Raw genomic sequence first — 24,605 nt, 5'->3', positions numbered from 1 at the left:
ACTAGCGAGCCGCCTGTTTTTTCGCTTTAGCACGGGCAATGGCAGCAGCAATCGCCGCTTTTTTAGGATCCATTTCTGTTGATTCAGTAGCCGTAGAAATTTCTGTATTTTGCACCGCAGTTTGGGAGACTTCTGATTGCTCACTAGCGCCTTGACTCGCCTGTTTTTTGGCTTTAGCTCGAGCCAATGCTGCAGCAATCGCGGCTTTTTTATCATCAGTCGGGGAGTTTTCTGTATTAATTGAGTTTATTTCTGAACCAATATTTTCTGCTTTTTCAGCTTGTTGACGAGCTAAACGACGAGCTTTGCGTAATGCCATTATCTCTGAGTTATCAGGTAAGATTTCACCTTTTTCAGAGACAATCGTTTTCATGCTAGAAATTGTTGGTTTAGTCGTAATATCTGCTTTTTTGGCTTTTAATCTTTCAAGTGCTGCTTGTACTGGATCGATACCTTTTTGATTCGCTAATTCTTCCCGGCGAGCTTCTGCTGCACGTTTTGAACGTTCTTGTCGTTCTTGCAATTCACGTTCCATACGGGCTTGTTTTGCTTCAAAACGAACTTTAGCTTCTTCTGCTTTTTTAGCTTTCTCTTTAATTTCCCAAATTTTTGCTTTTTCTTGGCGGAAATATTGAATTAATGGAATATGGCTAGGGCAAACATAGGCACATAATCCACATTCGATACAATCTTTTAAATGATATTCTTCAGATTTTTCATGTTCTTCTGAACGGGCATACCAATAGAGCTGCTGAGGCATTAAATGTACGGGGCAGGCATCAGAACAAGCAGAACAGCGAATACAAGCTTGTTCTTCCGCTTTGTGATCATATTCAAAATGATCTGGTGCTAAAACACAGTTACCCAATTTTGTGATAGGTGCATCAAGGTTAGATAAGCTTAAGCCCATCATTGGTCCACCGAGGAAAACTGGTAAGCGTTCATCGTATTCGTAACCTACATTTTTTAGTAAGAATGAAATAGGGGTACCAAAGCGAACCCACTGGTTACCTTTATTGGGAATTTTATCACCAGTGAAAGTAACAACACGTTCAATTAACGGCTCATCATCAATGATTGCACGTTTAATAGCAAAGGCAGTTCCAACATTCTGCATCAATACACCAATACTTGAAGAACGTTGACCACTAGGCACTTCCATACCTGTTAATACTTGGATCAATTGTTTTGCGGCACCTGAAGGATATTTTGTTGGAATGACTCGGATTTCCATATCATTAGCCCCATGTAATGCATTTTTAAGTGCAACTACAGCTTCTGGTTTGTTATCTTCAACAGCAATAACCACTTTTTCTGGGCGCAAGATATAACGTAGAATACGAACCCCTTCAATGATTTCCTCAGGGTTATCTCGCATTAAACGATCATCACAGGTAATATAAGGTTCGCACTCAGCTCCGTTAATAATCAGTAATTTAACTTGTTTTTGAGCAGAGTCTATTTTCGCCGCAGTTGGGAATACAGCACCACCAAGCCCTGCAATCCCTGCTTGATAAATAGTTTCAATTAAAGTTTCAGGCGTTTGTGTGAGGAAATCTTCAATTGGATTTTGCTCACGCCATTGATCCTTACCATCAGCATGGATATGCACGGCTAATTCAGATAAACCCGATGGATGTGCAGCAATATAAGGCGCAATATCGATTACCGTTCCTGAGGTTGGCGCATGAATAGGTAATACTCGTAAACCATCACCCTGGGTGAGGGGCTGACCTTTAAGCACTTTATCACCTGGTTTAACTAATAAATTACCCGCAGAGCCCGCATGTTGCTTTATAGGCACATAAAAATCTTCAGCCAGTGGGGCTTGAATAATAGGTGTTTGGTTAGATTGTGATTTCATTTCAGGAGGATGAATGCCTCCATCAAAATCCCAAAGTTTACCAGAGTTAAATCTTGTTAATACATCAGCCATCTGTTATTTCCCCACCACTAATTTTTTATTACCATCTGTGGTATTTATAACAGGAATAACGAGATCTGGATTAATTTTCCAATCCCAGCTATCAACAGTTTTTTCAACTTTTATCATCACAATACAATCCGTTGGGCAAGGGGCGACACAAAGTTCACAGCCTGTACAAAGGTCAGGAATAATAGTGTGTAAAGATTTATTGGTGCCAATGATGGCATCAACAGGGCAAGCTTGAATACATTTAGTACAGCCAATACACATATCTTCATTGATAAAAGCAACTTTAGGGCTGTTATCTTCAGCAAATTCAGCATCAGGTACATCAACGCCAAGTAATTCAGCAATTTTGACGACAGTCTCTTGACCGCCAGGAACACATTTAGTGATTTGATCACCATTGGCAATAGCTTCTGCATAAGGTCGACAACCAGGATAGCCACATTGTCCACATTGACTTTGTGGAAGAATCGCATCGATTTTATCGACAATCGGATCGGCATCAACTTTTAATTTTATCGATGCAAAACCTAAAATAGCACCGAATATAAGTGCTAACACTGCAATGGCAATAAGAACGTAGTAGAAAGTTGTCATTAGCTTTGTTGCCTTAGAGTCTAATAAGACCCGTGAAACCCATAAACGCTAATGACATTAGTCCTGCTGTCACTAAGGCGATTGATGCACCTTTAAATGGAACAGGAACATCCGCAGCAACCAGTCTTTCTCGTAAAGAAGCAAATAAAATTAGTACTAAAGCAAAACCCAGTGATGCTCCAAATCCATAGATAACAGATTGAGTAAGATTATGTGCTAAGTTTATGTTTAATAATGCCACACCAAGAACCGCACAGTTTGTTGTAATCAATGGTAAGAAAATACCTAATAAGCGATATAAAGTAGGGCTAGTTTTATTAATCACCATTTCGGTGAATTGAACCACAACAGCAATCACTAAAATGAAAACTAGGGTACGTAAAAAGGTTGCATTTAGTGGTACTAAAATATAGGTATCCACGAGATACGAACAAAGTGAAGCAACAGTTAATACAAAGGTGGTTGCGAGCCCCATTCCAATAGCTGTTTCAACTTTTTTGGATACTCCCATAAATGGACAAAGCCCTAAGAATTTAACTAGGACAAAGTTGTTTATTAGAGCTGTACCAATAATTAATAAAATATAATCTGTCATATCAGTGTAATTCGTTTGAGTAAGCGAGTTATTATCCTCGTTTTAAGATTTTAGAACAATAAGAATTTTAACAGCTAAATATAACAGATTTTCAAGATAATTTTTATCCCTAAATAGAGGTTTATTATGGGGTATTTTGAGTCGGAGAAGGTAAAGGTTCTGGTGTACCTAAAAAGTGCGGTTCTTTTTCAGTAAAAATTTCCCAAAGTATCAAGGCTCGAGCAAAGATTTCTCTAAAGCGAACCATTGGGTAGTCTTTAGGGTATTCTGCACTATAGCAGATAGCATCAATATGATTGAATTTGGCGATAAATAAAGCTCTTTCACAATGAAATTTTTGGGTAATAATTGTCATTGGTGTGGCGTGGAAAATTTCTTTTGCTCGGATAATTGAATCTAGCGTTCTGAATCCTGCAAAATCCATATGTAGATATTCTTCTTCAATGCCTTTTTGTCGGAGATCTTTAAACATTGTTCGAGGTTCATTGTATTGCAAAGTACGATTATCACCACTTAGTAATAAGTGATTAACTTTACCTGATTTAAATAAATTTTCCGCAGCCTCTAAACGATAAACATAGAATAAATTTGGTGTATTTTTAGCAAAATATTTTGATGTGCCTAAAAGTAACCCATAAGGACGATAAGGTAGTTTATTTATATCAGTATAAACGTCATGGCGGACATAATATGCAATACCCTGGTCAATAGCGATTAAGCTAAGAATACTGATAGCAAATAGAATAGAACAAATTTTAATAAGAAGCTTCAAAGGGGCTAGAAAAGAAACAATGTTTGATTGTATTCCTTTATATCCTGACATTTAAACATCTCTCACTCGATTAATCGTTAAGTGGAGATTAATCAAAAATTCTTTTAAGTTCAAGTGCAATTTTTGATAAATAAATTTTGGACGTCTAAACGTCTAAAATTTCTTGACAATATTTATGCTTAGAGATAGTTTATATTGAACTCTGCAAAGACAGAGAAGTATTTTTTAATTTATGGGTTATTTAATGTCAGTAAAAATAGTTAAGCTCTTTACCGAAAACACTTTAAAACTCACTTTAGGCGGTCAACTAGAAAATGTTGAAGTGGCTTATCAAACCTATGGTAGATTAAATGAGAATAAAAGTAATGTTGTATTAATTTGCCATGCATTAACAGGTGATGCTGAACCTTATTTATCTAAAAATGAACAGCATGCTGAAGGCTGGTGGCAGAGTTTTATGGGCGATGGGCTGGCATTAGATACGGCTAAATATTTCTTTATTTGCTCAAATGTATTAGGAGGTTGTAAAGGTACAACGGGCCCAGCCTCTATTAATCCTGTTACTCAAAAGCCTTATGGTAGCCAATTTCCTAATATTACTGTTCAAGATATTGTTCACGTACAAAAAGCTTTACTTACTTATTTAAATATTTCTCAATTACATGCTGTCATTGGCGGATCTTTTGGCGGAATGCAGGCAACGCAGTGGGCAATAGAATATCCAAATGATGTTGCACGAGTGATAAACCTTTGTTCTTCTTTAACATTTAGTGCCGAAGCAATAGGTTTTAATCATGTGATGCGTCAGGCAATTATTAATGATCCTAATTTTAATCATGGCGATTATTATGATGGGAATCCACCAGATAAAGGCTTGTCTATTGCTCGTATGATAGGCATGTTAACTTATCGAACTGATCTTCAATTAGCCAAAGCATTTGGACGTGCAATTAAAACAGAAGGTGAGTTTTGGGGAGATTTTTTCCAAGTTGAATCTTATTTGAGCTATCAAGGCAAAAAATTCTTAGCTCGTTTTGATGCTAATAGTTATTTGCACTTATTGGGAGCTTTAGATTTATATGATCCAAGTATTGGCTTTGAAAATATGAAGCAGGCATTATCTCGTATTAAAGCAAAATATACTTTAGTTTCAGTGACCAATGACCAATTATTTAAAGTGGCAGATTTACATAAAAGTAAAACTTTACTTGAGCAAGCGGATGTTGATTTACATTATTATGAATTTATGTCGGACTATGGGCATGATGCTTTTTTAGTGGACTATGATATTTTCGAACAAAAAATTAGAAATGGATTAGTGTAGATGCTAACTGATTTAATCATATAAATGAAAAATGCATTCCTCTGACTGCATTTTTCTATTTATATTTTAAAGGGTTATAAATAAATACTCAGTTAGTAAGTCTATGTAGACTAACATGTTGGACTAGATTCATCCTGATATACTTTTAATGACTAAGCTGTAATTTATTTTTTAATTAGAAGTATTATTTGTCATTTAGGATAATCATTTGATGTGATTTGAAATTTTTCATTAAATGCATCAGTGTTTGCTGATTAGGTAGCACTAGATTGGGCGCTATTTCATATAATGGCACAATAACAAATTCTCGATTATTCATGTCATAGTGAGGAACAGTAAGCCTTTCAGAACTAATCACTTGATTATCATATAGCAAAATATCTAAATCTAAGGTTCTTGCTCCCCAACGGCGCAATCTTACTCGACCTTGTTCATTTTCAATATGTTGTAAAGAATCTAATAAGCTTAATGCTGATAAGTTTGTTTTTATCTGTGCAACAGCATTGACATAATCAGGCTGATCTTGAGGTCCAAGCGGTTTGCTTTGATAAAACGAGCTAACTTTTACTAATTTGGTTTCAGTTAGCTCATCAATAGCCTTTAATGCTGATTTGAGTTGTTCTACGGGGGTATTAAGATTACTCCCGAGAGCAATAAAAGCATCTTTCATCATAGATGATTATTTACCATAGGTTTGTTTTTTGGTTTACGCTTACGTGAGCGATAGAATTTTTTCTTCGGTTTAGGGTGATTCTTATCTTGCTCTTTTACTAACATATTGCGTTGTTCGCCATTACTCAATTGATACTCATGCCACCATGCAGATAATTCAATGGTTTCACCGCCTTCAATTTCGGCTCTCATCGCAATTAAATCAAATGCAGCACGGAATTTAGGATGTCCCATTGTTTTTTCAGGTGCATTACCATGACGTTTTAATAGTTGTAATTGAAGAAACCAAATATCTCTGATTACACTAGTGTGACGCCGTGGAGCAGCTAATGCTGCACAGAATAAATCTAGAATTTCATTACTAGCTAAAGCATAAGCATCATGGTTATTTAATCCACCTTCATTTTTCAAGATTTCCACTTTCTCTCGTAATGGATACCAAAAGAAAGCAGCAAATAAAAACGCAGGATTAATCCGTAATTTGTCAGCTATACGTTCATCTGTTGAAGCTAATGCAATCATAATCATACGTTCAGCAAAACTGTCTTCACGTTCTGTAAAATATGGCATCAATGCAGGGAATAATTGTTCGAATAAATGATATTCACGCAATAATTTATATGTTTTTACCCCAAACCCACATTGTAAAAGTTTTAAACTTTCATCAAATAAACGTGCAGGTGGAATATTTTTTAATAAATATGCTAACTCATGAATTGGCTTTTCACTTGGTTTATCCAAGAACATATCTAATTTTGCCATAAAACGAATAGCACGTAGCATACGTACTGGATCTTCTTGATAACGAGTAACGGGATCACCAATTAAACGTAATTTTCCAGATTTTAAATCTTCAATACCATTGAAGTAATCAAAAATAAGATTATCTTTAGGGCTATAGTAAAGTGCATTAACAGTGAAGTCTCGACGTTCTGCATCTTGCTCTAATGTTCCATACACATTATCACGTAATAGCATTCCTTCGTCACTTTGCTTAGAGGCATTTTCATTTGCAATATTGGTATGATTTGCTCGGAATGTCGCAACTTCAATGATGTCACGTCCAAACATAATGTGTGCCAAACGAAAACGACGACCTACCAGACGGCATTGACGTTGGAAAATTGCTTGAATTTGTTCGGGACGTGCATTAGTCGCTACATCAAAATCTTTAGGATTTTTATTTAAAAGTAAGTCTCTTAAACATCCGCCAACAATATAAGCTTCATAGCCATTACGATTAAGTTTTTCCACCACAGCTAGCGCATTTTTACTAATCATTCTTGGATTAATGCCTAATTGTGTTGCTTTAATCGCATGCTTATTTTGCAGACGTTGCGCATTCTGCATATTTTTAGCAACTTTTTTTGGGGTATGTTTTTTAGGCTGCTCGAGTTTAGTTTCTACTCGTTCAGTTTTAATCGTTGTTTGACTGAGATGATGTGCCTGTTTATTTATTTTTTTATTAAACAGGTTTTTAATATAACTTAAAATAATTTGCCTCGTTTATTGATCTAAAATTAGAAACTCGTTTCGCTTGATATGAATAAAATGGAGCGAATCATAATTCTAGAAATTGCTCTCTTATAAATATACCTATACCTCCTAAATAGGAGGTATATGAGAGATAGTGAAGAGATTAGTTTTTAAATTAGTGTCCCATTTGTTTTTCACGTACTTCAGCAAGCGTTTTGCAGTCGATGCAAAGATCTGCGGTTGGACGAGCTTCTAAGCGACGAATACCAATTTCAACACCACAAGAATCACAGTAACCGAAGTCTTCTGTTTCTAATTTTTTTAATGTACTTTCGATTTTTTTCATAAGTTTACGTTCACGATCCCTTGTACGTAATTCTAAACTAAATTCTTCTTCTTGAGTTGCACGGTCTGCGGGATCTGGGAAATTTGCAGCTTCATCTTGCATATGATTAACCGTACGGTTAGTTTCTTCAATAATTTGGCTGCGCCAAGCTTCTAAGATTTTTTTGAAATGAAGTAATTGTGCTTCATTCATATATTCTTCGCCTACTTTTTCTTTATAAGGCTCTACGCCCGCTAAAGCTAAAAGGCTTAAAGATGCTTTGTTTGTATTTGCAGTCATTTTGATCTCCTAATATAAATCATCCATTTAATTTAACTGCACCTTATTGGCATTTGCTTAAGTGATCAGAAAAATTAAACTCAAAAATACAAAAACTAACTTAATAGGTATTTTGAAAGGCGTTATAAATAGCAGAACTTTTCTCATTTGGCAAACAAATTTACCTGAACTGATAAAAATTTTAATTAATTTGTTTTTTTTGTGATCTTTCCCTCAAAAATGAAAATAAAATTTGCTGGTTAACATCATTTCTTTCTAATTTTAGATTGGTATTGGAATTTTTTTATTCATGGATTGAATATGGGTTACTTTAAGTTGGAAGTAGTTTGTCTGTTTATTATCGTTAACTGTTTGTTATTACTTTATTTACCTTTAGATTTGTTAATTACAACAAAGGCTTTTCTAATTCTTTTTAGTTGCTTTACATTTCTGATTATTATCGTTTTTAAGTATCAATTTTGGCGGCGGATTGTTTTCTATTTATTTATCGCGCTAGGGATTATTTTTTATATTCATTCCAAACCATTATTATTAATTCATCAGGTTGATGCGGTACAAAATTTTCCACAAAAAATGAATGCGAAGTTTACCGTTAATGAAATTGTGCATCAGCAAAATTATCAAACTTTAATTATTACCACGAGATTATCTCCAGAATATCCAGAACAGCGTATTTATGCTAATTGGCGTGTGAATGAACCCGTAAAAGTAGGGGAGACTTGGCAAGGTGAATTACGCTTACGGGCAATTTCCTCCAGGTTAAATCAAGGTGGCTTTGATAAGCAGAAATGGTACTATTCACATGGTATAACTGCTTGGGCAAGTATTAAAAGTGCGGTCAAAATTGAAGAAAATTTATCTCTTCGGCAAAGATTGTTTAACCATTATTTTGAACAGACTCAAAATTTATCTCATCAAGGTTTATTGATGGCTTTATCTTTCGGTGAGCGAGCTTGGCTAGAGCCCAATGTCTGGCAAGTTTATCAACAAACGAATACGGCTCATTTGATTGCAATTTCAGGCTTGCATATTGGTTTAGCGATGTTTATTGGTGTGATGCTAGGGAAGGGGATTCAGTTTTTACTTCCTACACATTTGATTAAACCTCAGTTCCCGCTTATTGTCGGATTAGTTTTATCTTTTATTTATGCGGGATTGGCAGGTTTTGCTATTCCGACATTACGGGCCTTTATTGCCTTGCTAGTTGTTAGCAGTTTGAAATTATTGCGATTTCATTATAATCCGTGGCAACTGTTTATTCGGGTTATTGCGGTTTTATTATTGTTTGATCCTTTAATGGTTTTATCTAGTAGCTTTTGGCTTTCCGTTGGTGCTGTTTTTTGTCTTATCTTATGGTATCAAGTTTTCCCTCTGAGTTTAATTGAATGGAAAGGTCAACCGATAAAAGGAATGTGGCGTTGGTTTTTAGGATTAATTCATTTACAAATTGGGTTATTCTGGCTATTTACACCTATTCAGTTATTTATATTTAATGGTATTTCTTTAACTGCATTTTAGGCAAATTTGCTTATCGTGCCTTTATTCAGCTTGTTATTAGTGCCATTGATACTTTTTGCTTTATTCACAAATGGCGCATTATCGAGTTGGTGGCTCGCTAATCAATTAATAGATTATTTCACCGCATTATTAAGTTTTTTTCAAAATTATTGGATCAATATTAGCCATCCCATAGCTTGCTGGGTTTCTGTCATGCTAGGCGGTTTATTTATCTTGCTAATGTATTGGGTTTATCAGAGAAAGCATCAACCTCGAGGTGTATATGATTACTTAAAACCTAGAAGATTTTCCTTAAAATCCGACCGCAGTTTATCCCCAATCTTATATCGGAATATTTGTTTTATTGCATTATTAGGCGTTATTTCCGCTTCTATTGGATTTGCTCTACAGTTATTGAATAAACCTAATTGGCAATTTGAAACTTTAGATATAGGTCAAGGTCTTGCTAATCTGTTAATTAAAGATAGACATGCGATTTTATATGATACAGGTGCAGGCTGGAAAGAAAGTAATATGGCAGAAATTGAAGTGATTCCCTATCTAAAAAGGCAAGGTTTGCAATTGGATTGGTTGATTCTGAGCCATGATGATAATGATCATTCAGGTGGTGCGAGCGCTGTGTTACAAGCTTATCCAGAAGTCAAGCTAATGATGTCATCACAACAAAATTATGGCAAAACTGACCGCACTTTTTGCCAACAAGGTGTTGAATTTCAATGGCAAGGTTTACAAATTAAGGCATTAGCACCAAAACAAATAGTACAAAGAGCAAAAAATACACATTCCTGTGTGTTATTAGTGGATGATGGTTCGCATAAACTATTATTAACAGGAGATGCTGATATAGCAGAAGAAACTCAATTTATTTCTCAATTAGATAAAATAGATGTTCTACAGGTTGGCCATTATGGTAGTAAAACATCAACTAGCAAAGCCTTGTTAGATAAAACTCATCCCCGAATTGCAATCATTTCTGCTGGGCGTTGGAATCAATGGCATTTTCCTCATAAGGTAGTCACAGAACGATTAAAACAGTATCAAAGTGCGGTCTATAATACGGCAATATTGGGGCAAATATCCTTACTATTTTATCCAGATAAAATAGAATTGGATTCTGCTAGGAATCCCTATTCTCCTTGGTTTGAACAAGTTGTAGGCAAGATCCCTGATTGATATTTGGATCATTGTCTAATATAGGGTACAATGCGCCAAATTATATCATTCGGACATTGAGAATTTATGCAAGAAATGGAAAAAAAAGATCTGTCAACGAGTCAGACATTTAAACGTTTATGGCCAACCATTGCACCTTTCAAATTAGGCTTAATTGTTGCAGGTATAGCATTAATATTTAATGCCTTGGCAGATTCAGGTCTCATTTATTTGCTTAAACCTTTACTAGATGATGGCTTTGGTCAAGCAGATCATACATTTCTGAGAATTATGGCATTTGCTGTAGTTGCTATTATCTTTGCTCGAGGATTGACAAACTTTGTGGCATCTTATTGCATTAGCTGGGTATCAGGCAAAGTAGTGATGACAATTCGTCGTCGAATGTTTAAACATTTAATGTTTATGCCCGTTGCATTCTTTGATCAAAATTCTGCGGGTAAATTACTTTCTCGAATTACCTATGATTCTGAAATGGTTGCGAATTCCTCTTCTAGCTCATTAATTACTATCGTTCGTGAAGGCGCTTATGTACTTTCATTGCTAGTGGTTATGTTTTATACCAGTGTCAAATTAACCCTCGTTCTTTTTGTTATCGGTCCAATTATTGCGGTTTTAGTGCGCATGGTTTCTAAGATATTCCGTAAGTTAAGTAAAAACATGCAAGACTCTATGGGGGAGTTAACTTCTGCCACCGAACAAATGCTAAGAGGCCATAAAGAAGTTTTATCTTTTGGTGGCCAAGCTATCGAAGAAGAACGTTTTAATCATGTAAGTAATGATATGCGTCGTAAAGGTATGAAAATGGTCACAGCAGATGCAATTTCTGATGGTGTTGTACAAGTTATTGCTTCATTAGCGTTAGCGGCTGTGTTATATCTTGCAACTTTACCAACCATTATGGATGATAATTTGACTGCGGGATCCTTTACGGTTGTATTCTCATCAATGCTTGCGATGTTACGTCCAATTAAATCTCTAACCAATGTAAATGCTCAGTTTCAACGTGGTATGGCTGCTTGCCAAACCTTATTTGGGTTACTTGATTTAGAAATTGAAAAGGATACAGGAACTTATAAAGCAGAGCCTGCTAAAGGTGAAGTCGAATTTAAAAATGTCAGTTTTGCTTATGCAGATAAAGATGAATTAGCATTGAAAAATATCTCTTTTATCTTGCCTGTAGGCAAAACTTTTGCATTAGTTGGACGTTCAGGTTCAGGTAAATCCACTATTGCGAACTTAATGACACGTTTTTATGATGTTTCACAGGGTGAAATTTTGTTAGATGGCGTTAATATTAAAGATTATCAGTTAGCTAATTTACGTGAAAACTGTGCTGTAGTATCACAACAAGTGCATTTATTTAATGATACTATTGCTAACAATATTGCTTATGCGGCAAAAGATAAATATAGCCGTGAAGAAATTATTAAGGCAGCAAAAGCCGCTTATGCTTATGAATTTATCGAACAGCTACCACAAGGTTTTGATACTGTCATTGGCGAGAATGGGGCAAGTTTATCTGGTGGTCAACGTCAACGATTAGCTATTGCACGTGCGTTATTACGTAATTCACCAGTATTGATTTTAGATGAAGCAACTTCAGCTTTAGATACAGAATCAGAACGTGCAATTCAAGCCGCACTTGAAGTGTTACAAAAAGATCGAACTGTATTGGTCATTGCACACCGTTTATCAACTATTGAAAAAGCCGATGAAATTTTAGTGATTGACCATGGTGAAATTTGTGAACGTGGTAATCATACTGAATTGCTCGCTTTAAATGGTGCCTATAAACAGTTGCATAGCATGCAGTTTAACGGTTAATTATTATATATAATGGTACAAGCCGTTAGATATTTTGGCTTGTGCCTTTTAAATTAAATCATCTATTGAAGAGAATTTACAATGAATTTTTGGTATTCAAAATCCTGGATCGCCTATTTATTATTACCATTCTCTTGTCTATTTTGGCTAGTGAGCAGTTGTCGCCGCTGGCTTTTTCAATCTGGTATTTCCAAATCCTATAAAGCCCCTGTTCCTGTTGTAATCGTTGGTAATTTATCTGTGGGAGGCAATGGTAAAACCCCCGTGGTGATTTGGCTAGTTAAAGCGTTACAAGCTGAAGGATTAAAGGTAGGTGTGATTTCTCGAGGGTATGGTAGTCAGACTGAGGTTTATCCGTTACTTGTCACCAGTGAAACAGATCCTGTAAAAGGAGGCGATGAACCAGTTCTTATTGCCAAACGTACAGAAGTACCCGTTTGTATTTCTCCAAATCGTCAACAAGCGATAGAATTATTATTATCAAAATTTCCTTGTGATGTCATTGTGAGTGATGATGGTTTACAACACTATAAACTTCAACGTGATTTTGAAATTGTAGTAATGGATGCTGTGCGAGGTTTAGGTAATGGTTTTCTATTGCCAGCGGGCCCGCTACGAGAATTATCAAGTCGTTTGGATTCAGTAGATTTAATTATTGCTAATGGTCAAGCAAATCAATATAGCCAAGTAATAATGAATTTAGTGCCTCAATATGCGATTAATTTACTAACAAATGAAAAACGTTCTTTAACTGAATTTAAATCAGGTTCTGCCTTTGCTGGAATTGGTAATCCACAACGTTTCTTTTTAATGTTACAAAATTTAGGTATTCAATTGAATAACACCTATGAGTTTCAAGATCACCAGAAATTTAGTGCTGAATTATTCGAAAAATTTGTTAAAAACGAACCGCACTTTATGACTGAAAAAGATGCTGTTAAATGTCTTCCTTTTGCTCAAGAAAACTGGTGGTATGTGCCTGTTGAGGCTGAAATTAAGGGAAAAAGTGCGGTAGAATTTATAAAAAAAATTACGCAGAAGGTGAATGATGGACGGTAGATTACTGGAAATTATTGCTTGCCCAATTTGCCAAGGTCGATTGCAATATGATAAACAGTATGAGCGTTTAATTTGCCGTTTTGATCATGTCGCCTATTCAATTAAAGAGGGTATCCCTGTTTTACTGCCTGAAACAGCGGTTATGCTTAATGAAGATAATCATATCTCTAAGGATATAAAATGACAAAATTTACTGTAATTATTCCTGCCCGTTTTGCATCGAGTCGTTTACCTGGTAAACCACTTGCAGATATTGCAGGCAGACCAATGATTATTCATGTGCTTGAGAAGGCTAAATTATCAGGTGCTAGCAGAGTTATTGTCGCTACAGATAATGAAGATGTGAAAAAAGTAGTAGAACAATTTGGTGGTGAAGTTTGTATGACTTCCGAAAAGCATAATTCTGGAACTGAGCGTTTAGCTGAAGTAGTGGATAAATTAAATATTTCAGATAATGAGATTATCGTGAATATTCAAGGGGATGAACCTTTGATTCCACCAGTAATTGTTTCTCAGGTAGCAGAGAACTTATGTAAATTTAATGTAAATATGGCAACTTTGGGAGTGAAAATTCATGAGTCTGAAGAACTTTTCAACCCCAATGCCGTCAAAGTGTTGACCGATAAAGATGGGTATGTTTTATATTTTTCTCGTGCAGTGATTCCTTGGGATCGAGATCAATTTGCGAAGTTACAATCAGGACAAATTGGACTGGCACAATTAAAATTATCAGATCATTATTTACGTCATATAGGTATTTATGCTTATCGTGCGGGTTTCATTAAACAATATGTGCAATGGCAACCTAGCGCATTAGAGCAAATAGAAAGCCTAGAACAATTGCGTGTACTTTGGTATGGTGAAAAGATTCATGTAGAACTAGCTAAAGAAGTTCCCGCAGTAGGTGTTGATACACCAGAAGATCTTGAGAAAGTCAGAGCTATTTTAGCTTAATCCTAAAGTTTATCTCTATTAAGGAACATCTATCATGTTAGAAAAAATTATTGGTGCGGTAATTAGTAATGCATTAGGCGGTAATTAGTAATGCATTAGGCGGTAATTCAAATAATGGTCAAAATTCATCATTAATAACCAATGTATTAGGTTCATTACTACAATTACAAGGTGGTATGGAAGGTATTTTTAATCAATTACAAAAAAGTGGATTAGGTGATGTATTAGAATCTTGGATTGGTACAGAACGCAATCAGCCAATGCATTCAAATCAGGTGTCAGAAGTATTTGGTGAGGATACTATTTCAAATGTGGCTAAACAAGCGGGTGTAGATAAATCACAAGCACAAGATATTTTATCTCAAGTATTACCACAAATTATTGATATGTTAACACCTAATGGACGTGAAGGTGGTGTCCAAACTGATAGCCTTGCTCAAGCAACTCAACGAGCACAACAAGAAGAGGGTTTTGGTTTAGATGATTTACTTGGCGGGGTATTAGGTAGTGTATTAGGGGGTGGCGTGAGCCAACAACCTCAACAGCCTCAACAACCAATGCAACAAGGTACAGAAGGCGGTTTAGGTGATTTATTAAATCAAGTATTAAACCAACAAACTCGCACAAGCCAAACTCGTGCACCAAGTTCAAATAGTGAATTAGCACAAGATATAGGTTCAATCTTAAATGGTTTCTTTGGTAATCGTTCCTAATTAATAACTTGATTTTAGTAAGGCACGTGCATTTCTGTTCGTGCCTTATTTATTTCTATGATAGTATCTTAGGAAGTAAAAATTTTTAGAATATAAAGTAATGTTTGATTTCAAAACATTTTTAGCAAATGTAACTCATGATCCTGGTGTTTACCGTATGTTTGATGACAAAGATACGGTCATTTATGTGGGAAAAGCGAAGGATCTTAAAAAACGTTTATCTAGCTATTTTAGAGCCAATCTAAGTAGTAAAAAAACAGAAGCATTGGTGGACTCTATTCATCATATAGAAACCACCATAACGACTTCTGAAACAGAAGCGCTATTGCTTGAACATAATTATATTAAAACTTTTCAACCTCGTTATAACGTACTATTGCGAGATGATAAGTCCTATCCTTATATTTTATTAACCAAAGAACAACACCCTCGTATTACTTCTCATCGTGGTAGTAAAAAAGTGCAAGGAGAGTATTTTGGACCTTATCCTCATGCAGGTGCGGTGCGAGAAACTTTATCCTTATTGCAAAAACTATTTCCTATTCGTCAATGTGAAAATTCTGTTTATCGAAATCGTTCACGCCCCTGCTTGCAATATCAGATTGGACGCTGTCTTGCACCTTGTGTAGAAGGCTACACGACTGATCAAGAATATAATCAACAAGTGAATTATGCACGTTTATTTTTACAAGGTAAGGATCAACAAGTATTGGATCATCTTATCACTAAAATGGAAACTGCGAGTCAAGAGTTAAATTTTGAAGAGGCCGCTCAATATCGTGATCAAATTCAAGCGGTACGCTCTGTGATTGAAAAACAATTTGTTTCTAATGAACGCTTAGATGACATGGATATTATTTCTATTGCCTATAAATTAGGCATTGCATGTGTGCATGTGTTGTTTATTCGCCAAGGTAAAATTTTGGGTAATCGCAGTTACTTTCCGAAAGTACCAGCTAATACAACATTAAATGAATTAACGGAAACTTTCGTAGGGCAATTTTATTTACAAGGACATCAAGGTAGAACTATTCCTAATAGTATTATTGTGGATCATAAACTTGCAGAGAAAATAGAATTAGAAGAGTTATTGTCTGATCAAGCAGGTCGAAAAGTCTCTATTCAAGATAGGACGAAAGGTAGCAAGAGTAAATATTTGTATTTAGCACAAATGAATGCACAAGCCGCTTTAGCATTGCAGTTAAAGCAATCTTCTCTTATTCATGAACGTTATGAAGAACTACAACAGCTACTCAATATTGGCAAAATTCACCGTATGGAATGTTTTGATATTAGCCATACAATGGGTGAACAAACGATAGCTTCTTGTGTCGTTTTCAATGAAGAGGGACCTCTAAAATCTGATTATCGTCGTTTTAATATTGAAGGTATTACGGGAGGAGATGATTATGCAGCGATGGAACAAGCACTCAAAAAACGCTATGACCGTGATTTAGAGTCTGAAAAAATTCCTGATATTATATTTATTGATGGGGGAAAAGGTCAGCTAAATCGTGCTTTAAAAGTCTTTAGTGAACTGAACGTGAAATGGGATAAAAATCGACCGCACTTAATTGGAGTTGCTAAAGGTGTAGATCGAAAAGCTGGTTTAGAAACCTTAATTATCAGTAAACAAGAGCGTGAAATTAACTTGCCTGCTGATAGTCTAGCTTTGCACTTGATTCAGCATATTCGTGATGAAAGTCATAATCATGCTATTACAGGTCATCGTAAAAAACGTCAAAAAGCCTTCACTCAAAGTGGTTTGGAAACTATTGAGGGAATTGGTGCGAAACGTCGCCAAGCATTATTAAAATATCTAGGGGGGATGCAAGGTGTTAAAAATGCCACGCTAGATGAAATTGCTTCTGTGCCAGGCATCTCAGAATCTCTAGCTGAGAAAATTTATGAGGCATTACGCCATTAAAAGTGCGGTCTGATTAGAAAAAATTTTCACGGTAAAAGTATACTCAAATTCAGTCTATTTTATTTAAAATATAAATGTTAATTGCTTATTGCGGTTTAGCGTTGAAAGAGGAAAAATTTAGATATAAAAAAAAGCCGCATTAAGCGACTATATTTTTGAATTTATTGGTTTTTTAAAATGGTGCCCAGGGACGGACTTGAACCGTCACGCTTCGGAAAGCGAGGGATTTTAAATCCCTTGTGTCTACCGATTCCACCACCCGGGCAGATTTTAATTTGGAGCGGGAAACGAGGCTCGAACTCGCGACCCCAACCTTGGCAAGGTTGTGCTCTACCAACTGAGCTATTCCCGCATTGATTTACATAACAACGTATCGTTAATCAACGAGAGTGAATTTTACGGATTTCTGAGGGGATGTCAAACGGTATTTATCAGTTTTTACTAAATTTAATATTGTTTGAGTAAAAATGAAGCAACTTGAATTAAGTTATTTATTTAAAACAATTAATTTGTTTTGATAAATTAAATTAATTTAGAAATTGACATCATCAAGTAAATGACCTTTCGCTGCTTTTAAATATTGCATCATTGACCATGCAGTTAAAATCATTGCAATATAAAGTAAAATAATACCTAATATTTCCATCCAAGGTTGAGCTCGCCACAATAATCCGCCTAAAGCAAGCATTTGAGAGGTTGTTTTAATTTTACCTAAATGAGATACAGCAACAGTAGTACGGCTACCAATTTCAGCCATCCATTCCCGTAAGGCAGAAATAATAATTTCTCGTGCAATCATGACAATAGCTGGGATTGTAATCCAAAAGGCATGATAATATTCTACAATTAAAACTAAAGCGGTTGCCACGATAACTTTATCGGCTACAGGATCAAGAAAAGCACCAAAACGAGTAGTTTGTTTCCATTTTCGAGCTAAATATCCATCTAACCAATCGGTTACTGAAGCAATAAAAAAGATGATTGTTGCTAAGAATGGTGCCCATGTAAATGGCAGATAGAAAGCAATAATCAGAAAGGGGATCAATGCAACTCTGAATAATGTTAGAAATGTTGGAAAATTTAATTTCATAGTTTTATAAGCATGATAGAGTAAGCGATGACATCATTCTAAAACATATTTTGGAGTTTGAAAAATGGAATTTTGAATATTTAGATAGATTTACAAAAGAAAGCCCTTAATCTATTTATTTCTTTTTGATTAAGGGCTTAAGAGTTTAATTATAATAAATTATTCTACATAAATAGCATTATAGAGTTTACTTTCAAATTGTACTAATGGAGCACGCTTAGTTTTGTTTTCTAATTCACCTGTAGAATAGCCATTAATAAACTGTACAAATGCTATTTTTTCACCTCTTGCATTTGTCATAAAGCCCGCTAGATTATAAACGCCTTTAAGAGAACCCGTTTTGGCTAAAATATTTTTTACTAATGGAGGATTAATAAGTGATCCACGACCGCTAATCGTGCCATCGACTCCAGCAATAGGGAACGTTTCCATTAGATGTAAGGTATTTTCATTTTCAGCAATATAATGTAATGCTTGAAGCATTGTGTTCGGATCAATCAAATTATGTCTAGAAAGACCAGAGCCATCGGCTATGATCGTATGACCAAACTTAATTTTAGCTTGTGAACTTAAAATCCGTTTTATTGCCAATGTGCCTAGTTGAAAAGAAGCTGGACGATTAAAAGTTTTATAGGCAATTGTCCGAAATAGAGCATCTGCAATTTGATTATCTGATTTTTTCATCATTTTTTTTAGTAAATCAGGTAAGGGATTCGATAAGTGTTGTGCTAACATTGTTCCCGTTTGCGGATGGTGAGGTTGTTGAATTTTACCATTAAATTCAATTCCAACTTGTTTTAATTGACGTTGAATAATTGCAGCTGCATAGGCATCTGTGTCTTGTACGGCAAAGCTTAATCCAAAGGGCTGAGTTTGGCGAGTAATACAGCCTTTAATTTGATAGCGATTATTATCATGAACCACAGCATCTAATTGGCAGTAAGGTGCTTCATCTAAGCCAACAATCCTTACTTGCCCAAAAACTTGAATTGGATATTGAGTTGGAACATTAAATTGTGCGAGTTCACCAATAGCTTTATTAGCATCAATATTTACTGAAAAACAATTACTGTCCAAATTAACTGCGGCTGGAGGCGAATTAAAACACATGGTTAAATCATTCCAAATCCAACCAGAACCACGGTCATGACTAGCAAATACAGAGGTATCTAAAATTAAATTCCCAGTAATTTTATTTATGCCTTGTTTTTTTAGCTGAGCAAACAGTTGATAAAGCTGACCTGTTGTGAGATCAGGATCCCCTGTAAATTTTGCGATTAGATCGCCTTCTAATTTATTATTTTGAATTTTACCCGTAGTTTGCAAGCTAGTTTCAAATTGAAATTGGTCACCAAGTGCTAATTTTGCCGCTAATGCGGTAAAAACCTTTTGTGTACTAGCGGGTAACATAAAAGTTGAGCCATTATAATTGGCGATAATTTTATTTTGGTTGATATTTTCAGCCATAAATCCGAGGCTGGCACCTGGTGGAAGTTCTTGACTGATTGATTGAATATCAACTTGAGCAAAAGCAGAACTAGCAAAAAAGAGGCTAGTTATAAGAAATTTTCGAGTGAATTTTGGCATATTAATACAGATAAAATTGCGTTATTGTTGCTATTTTTTTTTAGACGAACAATAATAGAACTCGAATAACATTGAGTAAATGATTTTTTCTCATAAATAGCAAATTTTTAATTTAACTACAATATTGCTTAGCAATATTGTGGTTTTGTTTTACTAAAAAAGGATAACTATGAATCAAATCCCAATGACTGTGCGTGGTGCAGATTTATTAAAGCAAGAGTTAGATTTTTTAAAAAATACGCGTCGTCCTGAGATTATTAAAGCTATTGCCGAGGCTCGTGAGCATGGCGATTTAAAAGAAAATGCAGAATATCATGCTGCTCGTGAGCAGCAAGGTTTTTGTGAGGGACGTATTCAAGAAATTGAAAGTAAATTATCAAATTGCCAAATTATTGACATCACTAAAATTCCCAATAATGGCAAAGTGATTTTCGGTGCAACAGTAGTATTAGTGAATACGGAGACTGATGAAGAAGTTACTTACCAAATTGTCGGAGATGATGAAGCGGATATTAAGTCAGGGCTAATTTCAGTGAATTCACCTATTGCTCGAGGGCTTATTGGCAAGGAAGTGGATGATACGGTGAATATAGCCGTACCAAGTGGTACCGTGGAATTTGATATTGTCGAAGTGAATTATCTTTAATTTTTGAATTAAATTTAATCAATAAAAACTGGCACCAATTGAGGTGCCAGTAACATGTATAGTATAAATTATTTTTTAGGAAGAATAATTTTATTATTCTCACTTTGACGATAAAGTATCAGTACATGGCCGATAAGTTGCACAGCGGTAGATTGGGTTTCTCGTACAATGGCATCAACGATCAATTGTTTTGTGTCACGATCAGAGCCTGAAATTTTTACTTTAATTAATTCATGATGAGCTAATGCATTGTCAATTTCAGCCAATACACCTTCGGTTAAACCATTGCCACCGAGCATAACAACTGGATTTAAATGATGAGCAAGGCTCTTAAGAAATTGTTTTTGTTTAGTTGATAATGTAATTGACATATTTAATCCTAAAATAATAAAAAAGTGCGGTAGAAAAATGAAAAATTTCTAATTTAAGCACTTGAACTTATGAATTTTAACCTTATATTCAAGAAACACCAAAAGATTTATAAAAATTATGGGAAAAAAACGTTCGGCAAGTTCAAGCCGTTGGTTAAATGAACATTTTAAAGATCCTTTCGTACAAAAAGCACATAAGCAGAAATTACGCTCTCGTGCCTATTTTAAATTAGACGAAATTCAGCAAACTGATCGTCTATTTAAACCTGGCATGACAGTGGTGGATCTTGGTGCTGCACCAGGAGGATGGTCGCAATATGTGGTCACCCAAATTGGAGATAAAGGAAGGGTAATTGCCTGTGATATTTTAGATATGGATCCAATTGTTGGTGTAGATTTTTTACAAGGTGATTTCCGTGATGAAAATGTACTTGCCGCATTGTTAGAGCGTGTTGGTGATGAACAAGTGGATGTCGTGATGTCAGATATGGCACCTAATTTCAGTGGTACACCTTCTGTGGATATTCCAAGAGCAATGTATCTTGTGGAATTAGCCTTAGATATGTGTAAGCAAGTTTTAGCACAAAAGGGAAGTTTTGTAGTAAAAGTTTTCCAAGGAGAAGGCTTTGATGAATATTTAAAAGAGATTCGTTCTTTATTTACTACGGTAAAAGTACGTAAGCCAGAAGCTTCTCGAGATCGTTCTCGTGAAGTCTATATTGTGGCAACTGGTTATCGCGGTTAACTATGATAGCCATTAATTTAAACTATTTTAGATTTTTTTAAGTCTGACTATTTTACTAATAGTTTTATGTAATTATAAAATTATAGTAAGCTACATACTAATACTAATTTATTAACGAGAAAACGAGGTCGAACCTTGAACGATATGGTTAAAAACATAATACTTTGGGTTGTTATTGCAGTTGTCATGATGACGGCATACCAAGGTTTTAGTTCTAGTGCAAATGGCAATGCTACAGATTATACTACTTTCGTAACGGATGTAGGTAACAATCAAGTGGCACAAGCACGTTTTGAAGATTCTGAAATTATTGTCACTAAGACAGATGGTACGAAATACTCAACCGTAATGCCTCTTTACGATGATAAAATTTTAAATGATCTTTTAAATAAGAAAGTCAAAGTAGAAGGCACTATGCCAGAAAAAAGAGGTTTATTATCACAGATCTTAATTTCTTGGTTTCCAATGCTCTTTTTAATTGGTGTATGGATATTTTTTATGCGTCAAATGCAAGGCGGTGGCGGTAAGGCAATGAGCTTTGGTAAAAGTCGAGCTAAAATGCTGACAAAAGAACAAATTAAAACCACATTTGCAGATGTCGCAGGCTGTGATGAAGCGAAGGAAGAAGTGGGCGAAATTGTTGATTTCTTACGTGATCCTAGCAAGTTTCAAAAATTAGGCGGTAAAATTCCTAAAGGTATTTTAATGGTGGGACCTCCAGGAACAGGGAAAACTTTAATTGCTAAAGCTATTGCTGGCGAAGCAAAAGTACCATTTTTTAGTATCTCAGGTTCTGACTTTGTTGAAATGTTTGTTGGGGTTGGTGCATCTCGTGTGCGTGATATGTTTGAACAGGCTAAGAAAAATGCCCCATGCTTAATTTTTATTGATGAAATTGATGCAGTAGGTCGTCAGCGTGGTGCTGGCCTTGGCGGTGGTCATGATGAACGTGAACAAACTTTGAACCAAATGCTTGTTGAAATGGATGGTTTCGAAGGTAATGAAGGTGTGATTGTGATTGCCGCAACTAACCGTCCTGATGTATTAGATCCAGCACTAACCCGACCTGGACGTTTTGACCGCCAAGTTGTTGTGGGGCTACCAGATGTACGAGGTCGAGAACAAATTCTAAAAGTGCATATGCGTAAGGTGCCTATTGCTTCTGATGTTGATGCTATGACATTAGCTCGTGGAACACCTGGTTATTCTGGTGCTGATTTAGCCAATTTAGTCAATGAAGCTGCATTATTTGCCGCTCGTACCAATAAACGAGTTGTTACAATGCTTGAATTTGAAAAGGCAAAAGATAAGATTAATATGGGGCCTGAACGTCGTACAATGATTATGACGGATAAACAAAAAGAGTCCACAGCTTATCATGAGGCAGGGCATGCGATTGTCGGTTATTTAGTGCCAGAACATGATCCTGTACATAAAGTGACTATTATCCCTCGTGGTCGAGCACTCGGTGTTACTTTCTTCTTACCAGAAGGCGATCAAATTAGCGTTAGTCAGAAACAGTTAGAAAGCAAATTATCTACTCTCTATGCTGGACGTTTAGCTGAAGATTTAATTTATGGTGAAGAAAATATATCTACAGGGGCATCAAATGATATTAAAGTAGCAACTAATATTGCACGTAATATGGTGACCCAATGGGGATTTTCAGATAAATTAGGTCCGATTTTATACACTGAAGATGATGGCGAAGTTTTCTTAGGACGTTCAATGGCTAAAGCACAACATATGTCTGATGAAACTGCTCATATTATTGATGAAGAAGTTCGTGAAATTGTATCTCGTAACTATGGTCGTGCAAGACAGATATTAATAGATAATATGGATATTTTACATGCAATGAAAGATGCATTAGTAAAATATGAAACCATTGAAGAAACGCAGATTAAACAATTAATGAATCGTGAACCTGTTACACCTCCTTCAGGTTGGGAAGATCATTCAGGTACTAATTCATCAACGAAGAGTGAAAATTCTTCTGAAGAAAATAAATTTGAAGAAACGCAAACTTCAGATAATTCTTCTGTACAATAAGTATGTGTCAACGAAGCCTTTTTAGTGAATAACTAAAAAGGCTTTTTTATTTTTATTTATATTTTGATTATAATAAACAGACTTTTTATTATGGCTTCTTACTTATTGAGATCATTTATTCATGAAACTTTATGCAAATAATAAAGTATTAGATTTGTCCACTCCCCAAATTATGGGTATATTGAATTTTACCCCAGATTCATTTTCTGATAGCGGAAAGTTTTATCAATTAGATAAGGCTATAGAACAGACAGAAAAAATGCTAAAAGCGGGAGCATCTATTATTGATGTGGGGGGGGAATCAACCAGACCGAATGCCGAGGAAGTTAGCTTAGAACAAGAGTTAGATCGTGTTGTTCCTGTAGTTGAAGCTATTTCTCAGCGATTTGATTGCTGGATATCTGTGGATACCTCTAAACCACCGGTTATGAAAGAAAGTGCAAAAGTAGGAATGGATATGATTAATGATATTCGTGCGTTACAAGAACCTCATGCACTTGAAGTGGCAGTCGAATTAGGATTGCCTACCTGTATTATGCACATGCAAGGGCAGCCAAGAACCATGCAACAAAATCCTCAATATGATGATGTGGTCACTGATGTATTAAATTTTTTACAAAATCGTACCGCAGTTTGTCTACAGGCAGGCATGAAATCAGAAAATATCATTTGGGATATGGGATTTGGATTTGGGAAATCAGTCCAACACAATTATAAACTACTACAACAACTTGCTCGTTTTGCTGTTCATGGATATCCCGTGCTGGCAGGACTTTCTCGGAAGTCTATGCTTGGTGCAGTATTAAATAAAACAGTTACAGAACGTACAGTAGGTAGTGCAACAGCAGCATTAATTTCTGCAATGAATGGTGCAACAATTTTGCGTGTTCACGATGTAGATGAAACTGCTGATGCATTGAAAATTTGGCAAGCAACCTTACAAGCCTAGAAT

The 24,605-nt window shown here is 35.6% G+C and carries 21 protein-coding genes, 2 tRNA genes and 1 pseudogene; 12 read left to right on the top strand and 12 right to left on the bottom strand.

From position 1 onward, the window contains the following. Window position 1: 1 nt before the first annotated feature. The 4 genes from rsxC to HMPREF1052_RS08210 all read right to left on the bottom strand — a co-directional run bounded on the left by rsxC (window position 2) and on the right by HMPREF1052_RS08210 (window position 3,948). Window positions 2-1,936: an electron transport complex subunit RsxC gene (gene rsxC, locus HMPREF1052_RS08225; protein WP_005761218.1), complete on the bottom strand. Its 1,935-nt coding sequence runs from the start codon at window positions 1,934-1,936 to the stop codon at window positions 2-4. Between the two features lie 3 nt (window positions 1,937-1,939). Continuing rightward, window positions 1,940-2,530: an electron transport complex subunit RsxB gene (rsxB, locus tag HMPREF1052_RS08220; RefSeq protein WP_005761195.1), complete on the bottom strand. Its 591-nt coding sequence runs from the start codon at window positions 2,528-2,530 to the stop codon at window positions 1,940-1,942. 13 nt (window positions 2,531-2,543) lie between these two features. Then, window positions 2,544-3,125, bottom strand: a complete 582-nt coding sequence (rsxA, locus tag HMPREF1052_RS08215) for an electron transport complex subunit RsxA (protein ID WP_005761212.1) — start codon at window positions 3,123-3,125, stop codon at window positions 2,544-2,546. A gap of 124 nt (window positions 3,126-3,249) precedes the next feature. Continuing rightward, complete coding sequence (locus tag HMPREF1052_RS08210; RefSeq protein ID WP_005761198.1) at window positions 3,250-3,948, bottom strand: SanA/YdcF family protein; 699 nt, start codon at window positions 3,946-3,948, stop codon at window positions 3,250-3,252. Window positions 3,949-4,141: 193 nt separating this feature from the next. Between HMPREF1052_RS08210 and metX the strand changes: the two genes are divergently transcribed. Next, window positions 4,142-5,221 carry a homoserine O-acetyltransferase MetX gene (gene metX / locus HMPREF1052_RS08205; protein ID WP_040596465.1) on the top strand — a complete coding sequence of 360 codons (1,080 nt, stop codon included), beginning with the start codon at window positions 4,142-4,144 and terminating at the stop codon, window positions 5,219-5,221. A gap of 184 nt (window positions 5,222-5,405) precedes the next feature. Here the strand turns inward: metX and folK are convergent, their stop codons facing one another. The 3 genes from folK to dksA form a co-directional block, all read right to left on the bottom strand. After that, a complete protein-coding gene (folK, locus tag HMPREF1052_RS08200) occupies window positions 5,406-5,891 on the bottom strand; it encodes a 2-amino-4-hydroxy-6-hydroxymethyldihydropteridine diphosphokinase (protein WP_040596472.1) in 486 nt (161 codons plus the stop codon). Next, entirely contained in the window at window positions 5,891-7,243 is a 1,353-nt protein-coding gene (pcnB, locus tag HMPREF1052_RS08195; protein WP_005761226.1) for a polynucleotide adenylyltransferase PcnB, read from the bottom strand. The genes folK and pcnB overlap by 1 nt, the downstream gene beginning before the upstream one ends. A gap of 301 nt (window positions 7,244-7,544) precedes the next feature. Then, window positions 7,545-7,994: an RNA polymerase-binding protein DksA gene (gene dksA / locus HMPREF1052_RS08190; RefSeq protein WP_005761238.1), complete on the bottom strand. Its 450-nt coding sequence runs from the start codon at window positions 7,992-7,994 to the stop codon at window positions 7,545-7,547. A 300-nt stretch (window positions 7,995-8,294) separates the two neighbouring features. Here dksA and HMPREF1052_RS11260 point away from each other — a divergent pair. The 7 genes and pseudogenes from HMPREF1052_RS11260 (at window position 8,295) to uvrC (ending at window position 17,162) form a co-directional block, all read left to right on the top strand. Then, a pseudogene (locus HMPREF1052_RS11260) lies at window positions 8,295-10,685 on the top strand (DNA internalization-related competence protein ComEC/Rec2). Between the two features lie 75 nt (window positions 10,686-10,760). Then, window positions 10,761-12,509, top strand: a complete 1,749-nt coding sequence (msbA, locus tag HMPREF1052_RS08180) for a lipid A ABC transporter ATP-binding protein/permease MsbA (protein WP_370446576.1) — start codon at window positions 10,761-10,763, stop codon at window positions 12,507-12,509. 81 nt (window positions 12,510-12,590) lie between these two features. Further along, window positions 12,591-13,568: a tetraacyldisaccharide 4'-kinase gene (lpxK, locus tag HMPREF1052_RS08175; RefSeq protein ID WP_005761209.1), complete on the top strand. Its 978-nt coding sequence runs from the start codon at window positions 12,591-12,593 to the stop codon at window positions 13,566-13,568. Further along, window positions 13,558-13,752 (top strand): Trm112 family protein, encoded by a 195-nt coding sequence (locus HMPREF1052_RS08170; protein WP_005761243.1) that lies wholly within the window; start codon window positions 13,558-13,560, stop codon window positions 13,750-13,752. Before lpxK ends, HMPREF1052_RS08170 begins: the two co-directional genes overlap by 11 nt. Further along, on the top strand, window positions 13,749-14,522 hold the full coding sequence (gene kdsB, locus HMPREF1052_RS08165) for a 3-deoxy-manno-octulosonate cytidylyltransferase (protein ID WP_005761202.1): 774 nt from the start codon (window positions 13,749-13,751) through the stop codon (window positions 14,520-14,522). The genes HMPREF1052_RS08170 and kdsB overlap by 4 nt, the downstream gene beginning before the upstream one ends. Window positions 14,523-14,605: 83 nt before the next feature. Further along, window positions 14,606-15,235: a YidB family protein gene (locus HMPREF1052_RS10965; protein WP_081484409.1), complete on the top strand. Its 630-nt coding sequence runs from the start codon at window positions 14,606-14,608 to the stop codon at window positions 15,233-15,235. Window positions 15,236-15,335: 100 nt separating this feature from the next. Then, window positions 15,336-17,162, top strand: coding sequence for an excinuclease ABC subunit UvrC (uvrC, locus tag HMPREF1052_RS08155; RefSeq protein WP_005761203.1), 1,827 nt, complete (start codon window positions 15,336-15,338; stop codon window positions 17,160-17,162). A gap of 178 nt (window positions 17,163-17,340) precedes the next feature. On the opposite strand, the gene HMPREF1052_RS08150 is transcribed toward uvrC, so the two are convergent. The 4 genes from HMPREF1052_RS08150 to dacB all read right to left on the bottom strand — a co-directional run bounded on the left by HMPREF1052_RS08150 (window position 17,341) and on the right by dacB (window position 19,839). Continuing rightward, window positions 17,341-17,427 (bottom strand) — tRNA-Leu (locus HMPREF1052_RS08150). An 11-nt stretch (window positions 17,428-17,438) separates the two neighbouring features. Beyond that, window positions 17,439-17,514 (bottom strand) — tRNA-Gly (locus tag HMPREF1052_RS08145). 180 nt (window positions 17,515-17,694) lie between these two features. Further along, entirely contained in the window at window positions 17,695-18,252 is a 558-nt protein-coding gene (pgsA, locus tag HMPREF1052_RS08140; protein WP_005761200.1) for a CDP-diacylglycerol--glycerol-3-phosphate 3-phosphatidyltransferase, read from the bottom strand. 159 nt (window positions 18,253-18,411) lie between these two features. Continuing rightward, window positions 18,412-19,839, bottom strand: coding sequence for a serine-type D-Ala-D-Ala carboxypeptidase (gene dacB / locus HMPREF1052_RS08135; RefSeq protein ID WP_005761210.1), 1,428 nt, complete (start codon window positions 19,837-19,839; stop codon window positions 18,412-18,414). A 169-nt stretch (window positions 19,840-20,008) separates the two neighbouring features. Between dacB and greA the strand changes: the two genes are divergently transcribed. After that, a complete protein-coding gene (greA, locus tag HMPREF1052_RS08130; RefSeq protein ID WP_005761214.1) occupies window positions 20,009-20,485 on the top strand; it encodes a transcription elongation factor GreA in 477 nt (158 codons plus the stop codon). A gap of 68 nt (window positions 20,486-20,553) precedes the next feature. Here greA and yhbY read toward each other — a convergent pair whose 3' ends face one another. Continuing rightward, window positions 20,554-20,856 (bottom strand): ribosome assembly RNA-binding protein YhbY, encoded by a 303-nt coding sequence (gene yhbY / locus HMPREF1052_RS08125; RefSeq protein ID WP_005761230.1) that lies wholly within the window; start codon window positions 20,854-20,856, stop codon window positions 20,554-20,556. Between the two features lie 118 nt (window positions 20,857-20,974). On the opposite strand from yhbY, the gene rlmE reads away from it, so the two are divergent. From rlmE to folP, 3 genes are all read left to right on the top strand, one after another. Further along, window positions 20,975-21,601, top strand: coding sequence for a 23S rRNA (uridine(2552)-2'-O)-methyltransferase RlmE (gene rlmE, locus HMPREF1052_RS08120; RefSeq protein ID WP_005761242.1), 627 nt, complete (start codon window positions 20,975-20,977; stop codon window positions 21,599-21,601). A gap of 144 nt (window positions 21,602-21,745) precedes the next feature. Then, window positions 21,746-23,653 (top strand): ATP-dependent zinc metalloprotease FtsH, encoded by a 1,908-nt coding sequence (gene ftsH, locus HMPREF1052_RS08115; protein WP_005761196.1) that lies wholly within the window; start codon window positions 21,746-21,748, stop codon window positions 23,651-23,653. A 121-nt stretch (window positions 23,654-23,774) separates the two neighbouring features. Next, window positions 23,775-24,602 (top strand): dihydropteroate synthase, encoded by an 828-nt coding sequence (folP, locus tag HMPREF1052_RS08110; protein WP_005761217.1) that lies wholly within the window; start codon window positions 23,775-23,777, stop codon window positions 24,600-24,602. The last annotated feature ends 3 nt before the right edge of the window (window positions 24,603-24,605 follow it).

The sequence above is a fragment of the Pasteurella bettyae CCUG 2042 genome (assembly GCF_000262245.1).
In the GTDB taxonomy this organism is placed as follows: domain Bacteria; phylum Pseudomonadota; class Gammaproteobacteria; order Enterobacterales; family Pasteurellaceae; genus Basfia; species Basfia bettyae.
This window is presented reverse-complemented; position numbering and strand designations above follow the sequence as displayed.

Excerpts from the sequence above, each read along its gene's own strand:
- uvrC (WP_005761203.1), top strand. The coding sequence starts at position 15,336 with ATGTTTGATTTCAAAACATTTTTAGCAAATGTAACTCATGATCCTGGT.
- folP (WP_005761217.1), top strand. The coding sequence starts at position 23,775 with ATGAAACTTTATGCAAATAATAAAGTATTAGATTTGTCCACTCCCCAA.
- dksA (WP_005761238.1), bottom strand. The coding sequence starts at position 7,994 with ATGACTGCAAATACAAACAAAGCATCTTTAAGCCTTTTAGCTTTAGCG.
- ftsH (WP_005761196.1), top strand. The coding sequence starts at position 21,746 with ATGGTTAAAAACATAATACTTTGGGTTGTTATTGCAGTTGTCATGATG.
- rsxA (WP_005761212.1), bottom strand. The coding sequence starts at position 3,125 with ATGACAGATTATATTTTATTAATTATTGGTACAGCTCTAATAAACAAC.
- kdsB (WP_005761202.1), top strand. The coding sequence starts at position 13,749 with ATGACAAAATTTACTGTAATTATTCCTGCCCGTTTTGCATCGAGTCGT.
- yhbY (WP_005761230.1), bottom strand. The coding sequence starts at position 20,856 with ATGTCAATTACATTATCAACTAAACAAAAACAATTTCTTAAGAGCCTT.
- HMPREF1052_RS08170 (WP_005761243.1), top strand. The coding sequence starts at position 13,558 with ATGGACGGTAGATTACTGGAAATTATTGCTTGCCCAATTTGCCAAGGT.
- rsxB (WP_005761195.1), bottom strand. The coding sequence starts at position 2,530 with ATGACAACTTTCTACTACGTTCTTATTGCCATTGCAGTGTTAGCACTT.
- folK (WP_040596472.1), bottom strand. The coding sequence starts at position 5,891 with ATGAAAGATGCTTTTATTGCTCTCGGGAGTAATCTTAATACCCCCGTA.
- metX (WP_040596465.1), top strand. The coding sequence starts at position 4,142 with ATGTCAGTAAAAATAGTTAAGCTCTTTACCGAAAACACTTTAAAACTC.
- pcnB (WP_005761226.1), bottom strand. The coding sequence starts at position 7,243 with ATGCAGAATGCGCAACGTCTGCAAAATAAGCATGCGATTAAAGCAACA.
- rlmE (WP_005761242.1), top strand. The coding sequence starts at position 20,975 with ATGGGAAAAAAACGTTCGGCAAGTTCAAGCCGTTGGTTAAATGAACAT.
- lpxK (WP_005761209.1), top strand. The coding sequence starts at position 12,591 with ATGAATTTTTGGTATTCAAAATCCTGGATCGCCTATTTATTATTACCA.
- greA (WP_005761214.1), top strand. The coding sequence starts at position 20,009 with ATGAATCAAATCCCAATGACTGTGCGTGGTGCAGATTTATTAAAGCAA.
- msbA (WP_370446576.1), top strand. The coding sequence starts at position 10,761 with ATGGAAAAAAAAGATCTGTCAACGAGTCAGACATTTAAACGTTTATGG.
- HMPREF1052_RS08210 (WP_005761198.1), bottom strand. The coding sequence starts at position 3,948 with ATGTCAGGATATAAAGGAATACAATCAAACATTGTTTCTTTTCTAGCC.
- rsxC (WP_005761218.1), bottom strand. The coding sequence starts at position 1,936 with ATGGCTGATGTATTAACAAGATTTAACTCTGGTAAACTTTGGGATTTT.
- dacB (WP_005761210.1), bottom strand. The coding sequence starts at position 19,839 with ATGCCAAAATTCACTCGAAAATTTCTTATAACTAGCCTCTTTTTTGCT.
- pgsA (WP_005761200.1), bottom strand. The coding sequence starts at position 18,252 with ATGAAATTAAATTTTCCAACATTTCTAACATTATTCAGAGTTGCATTG.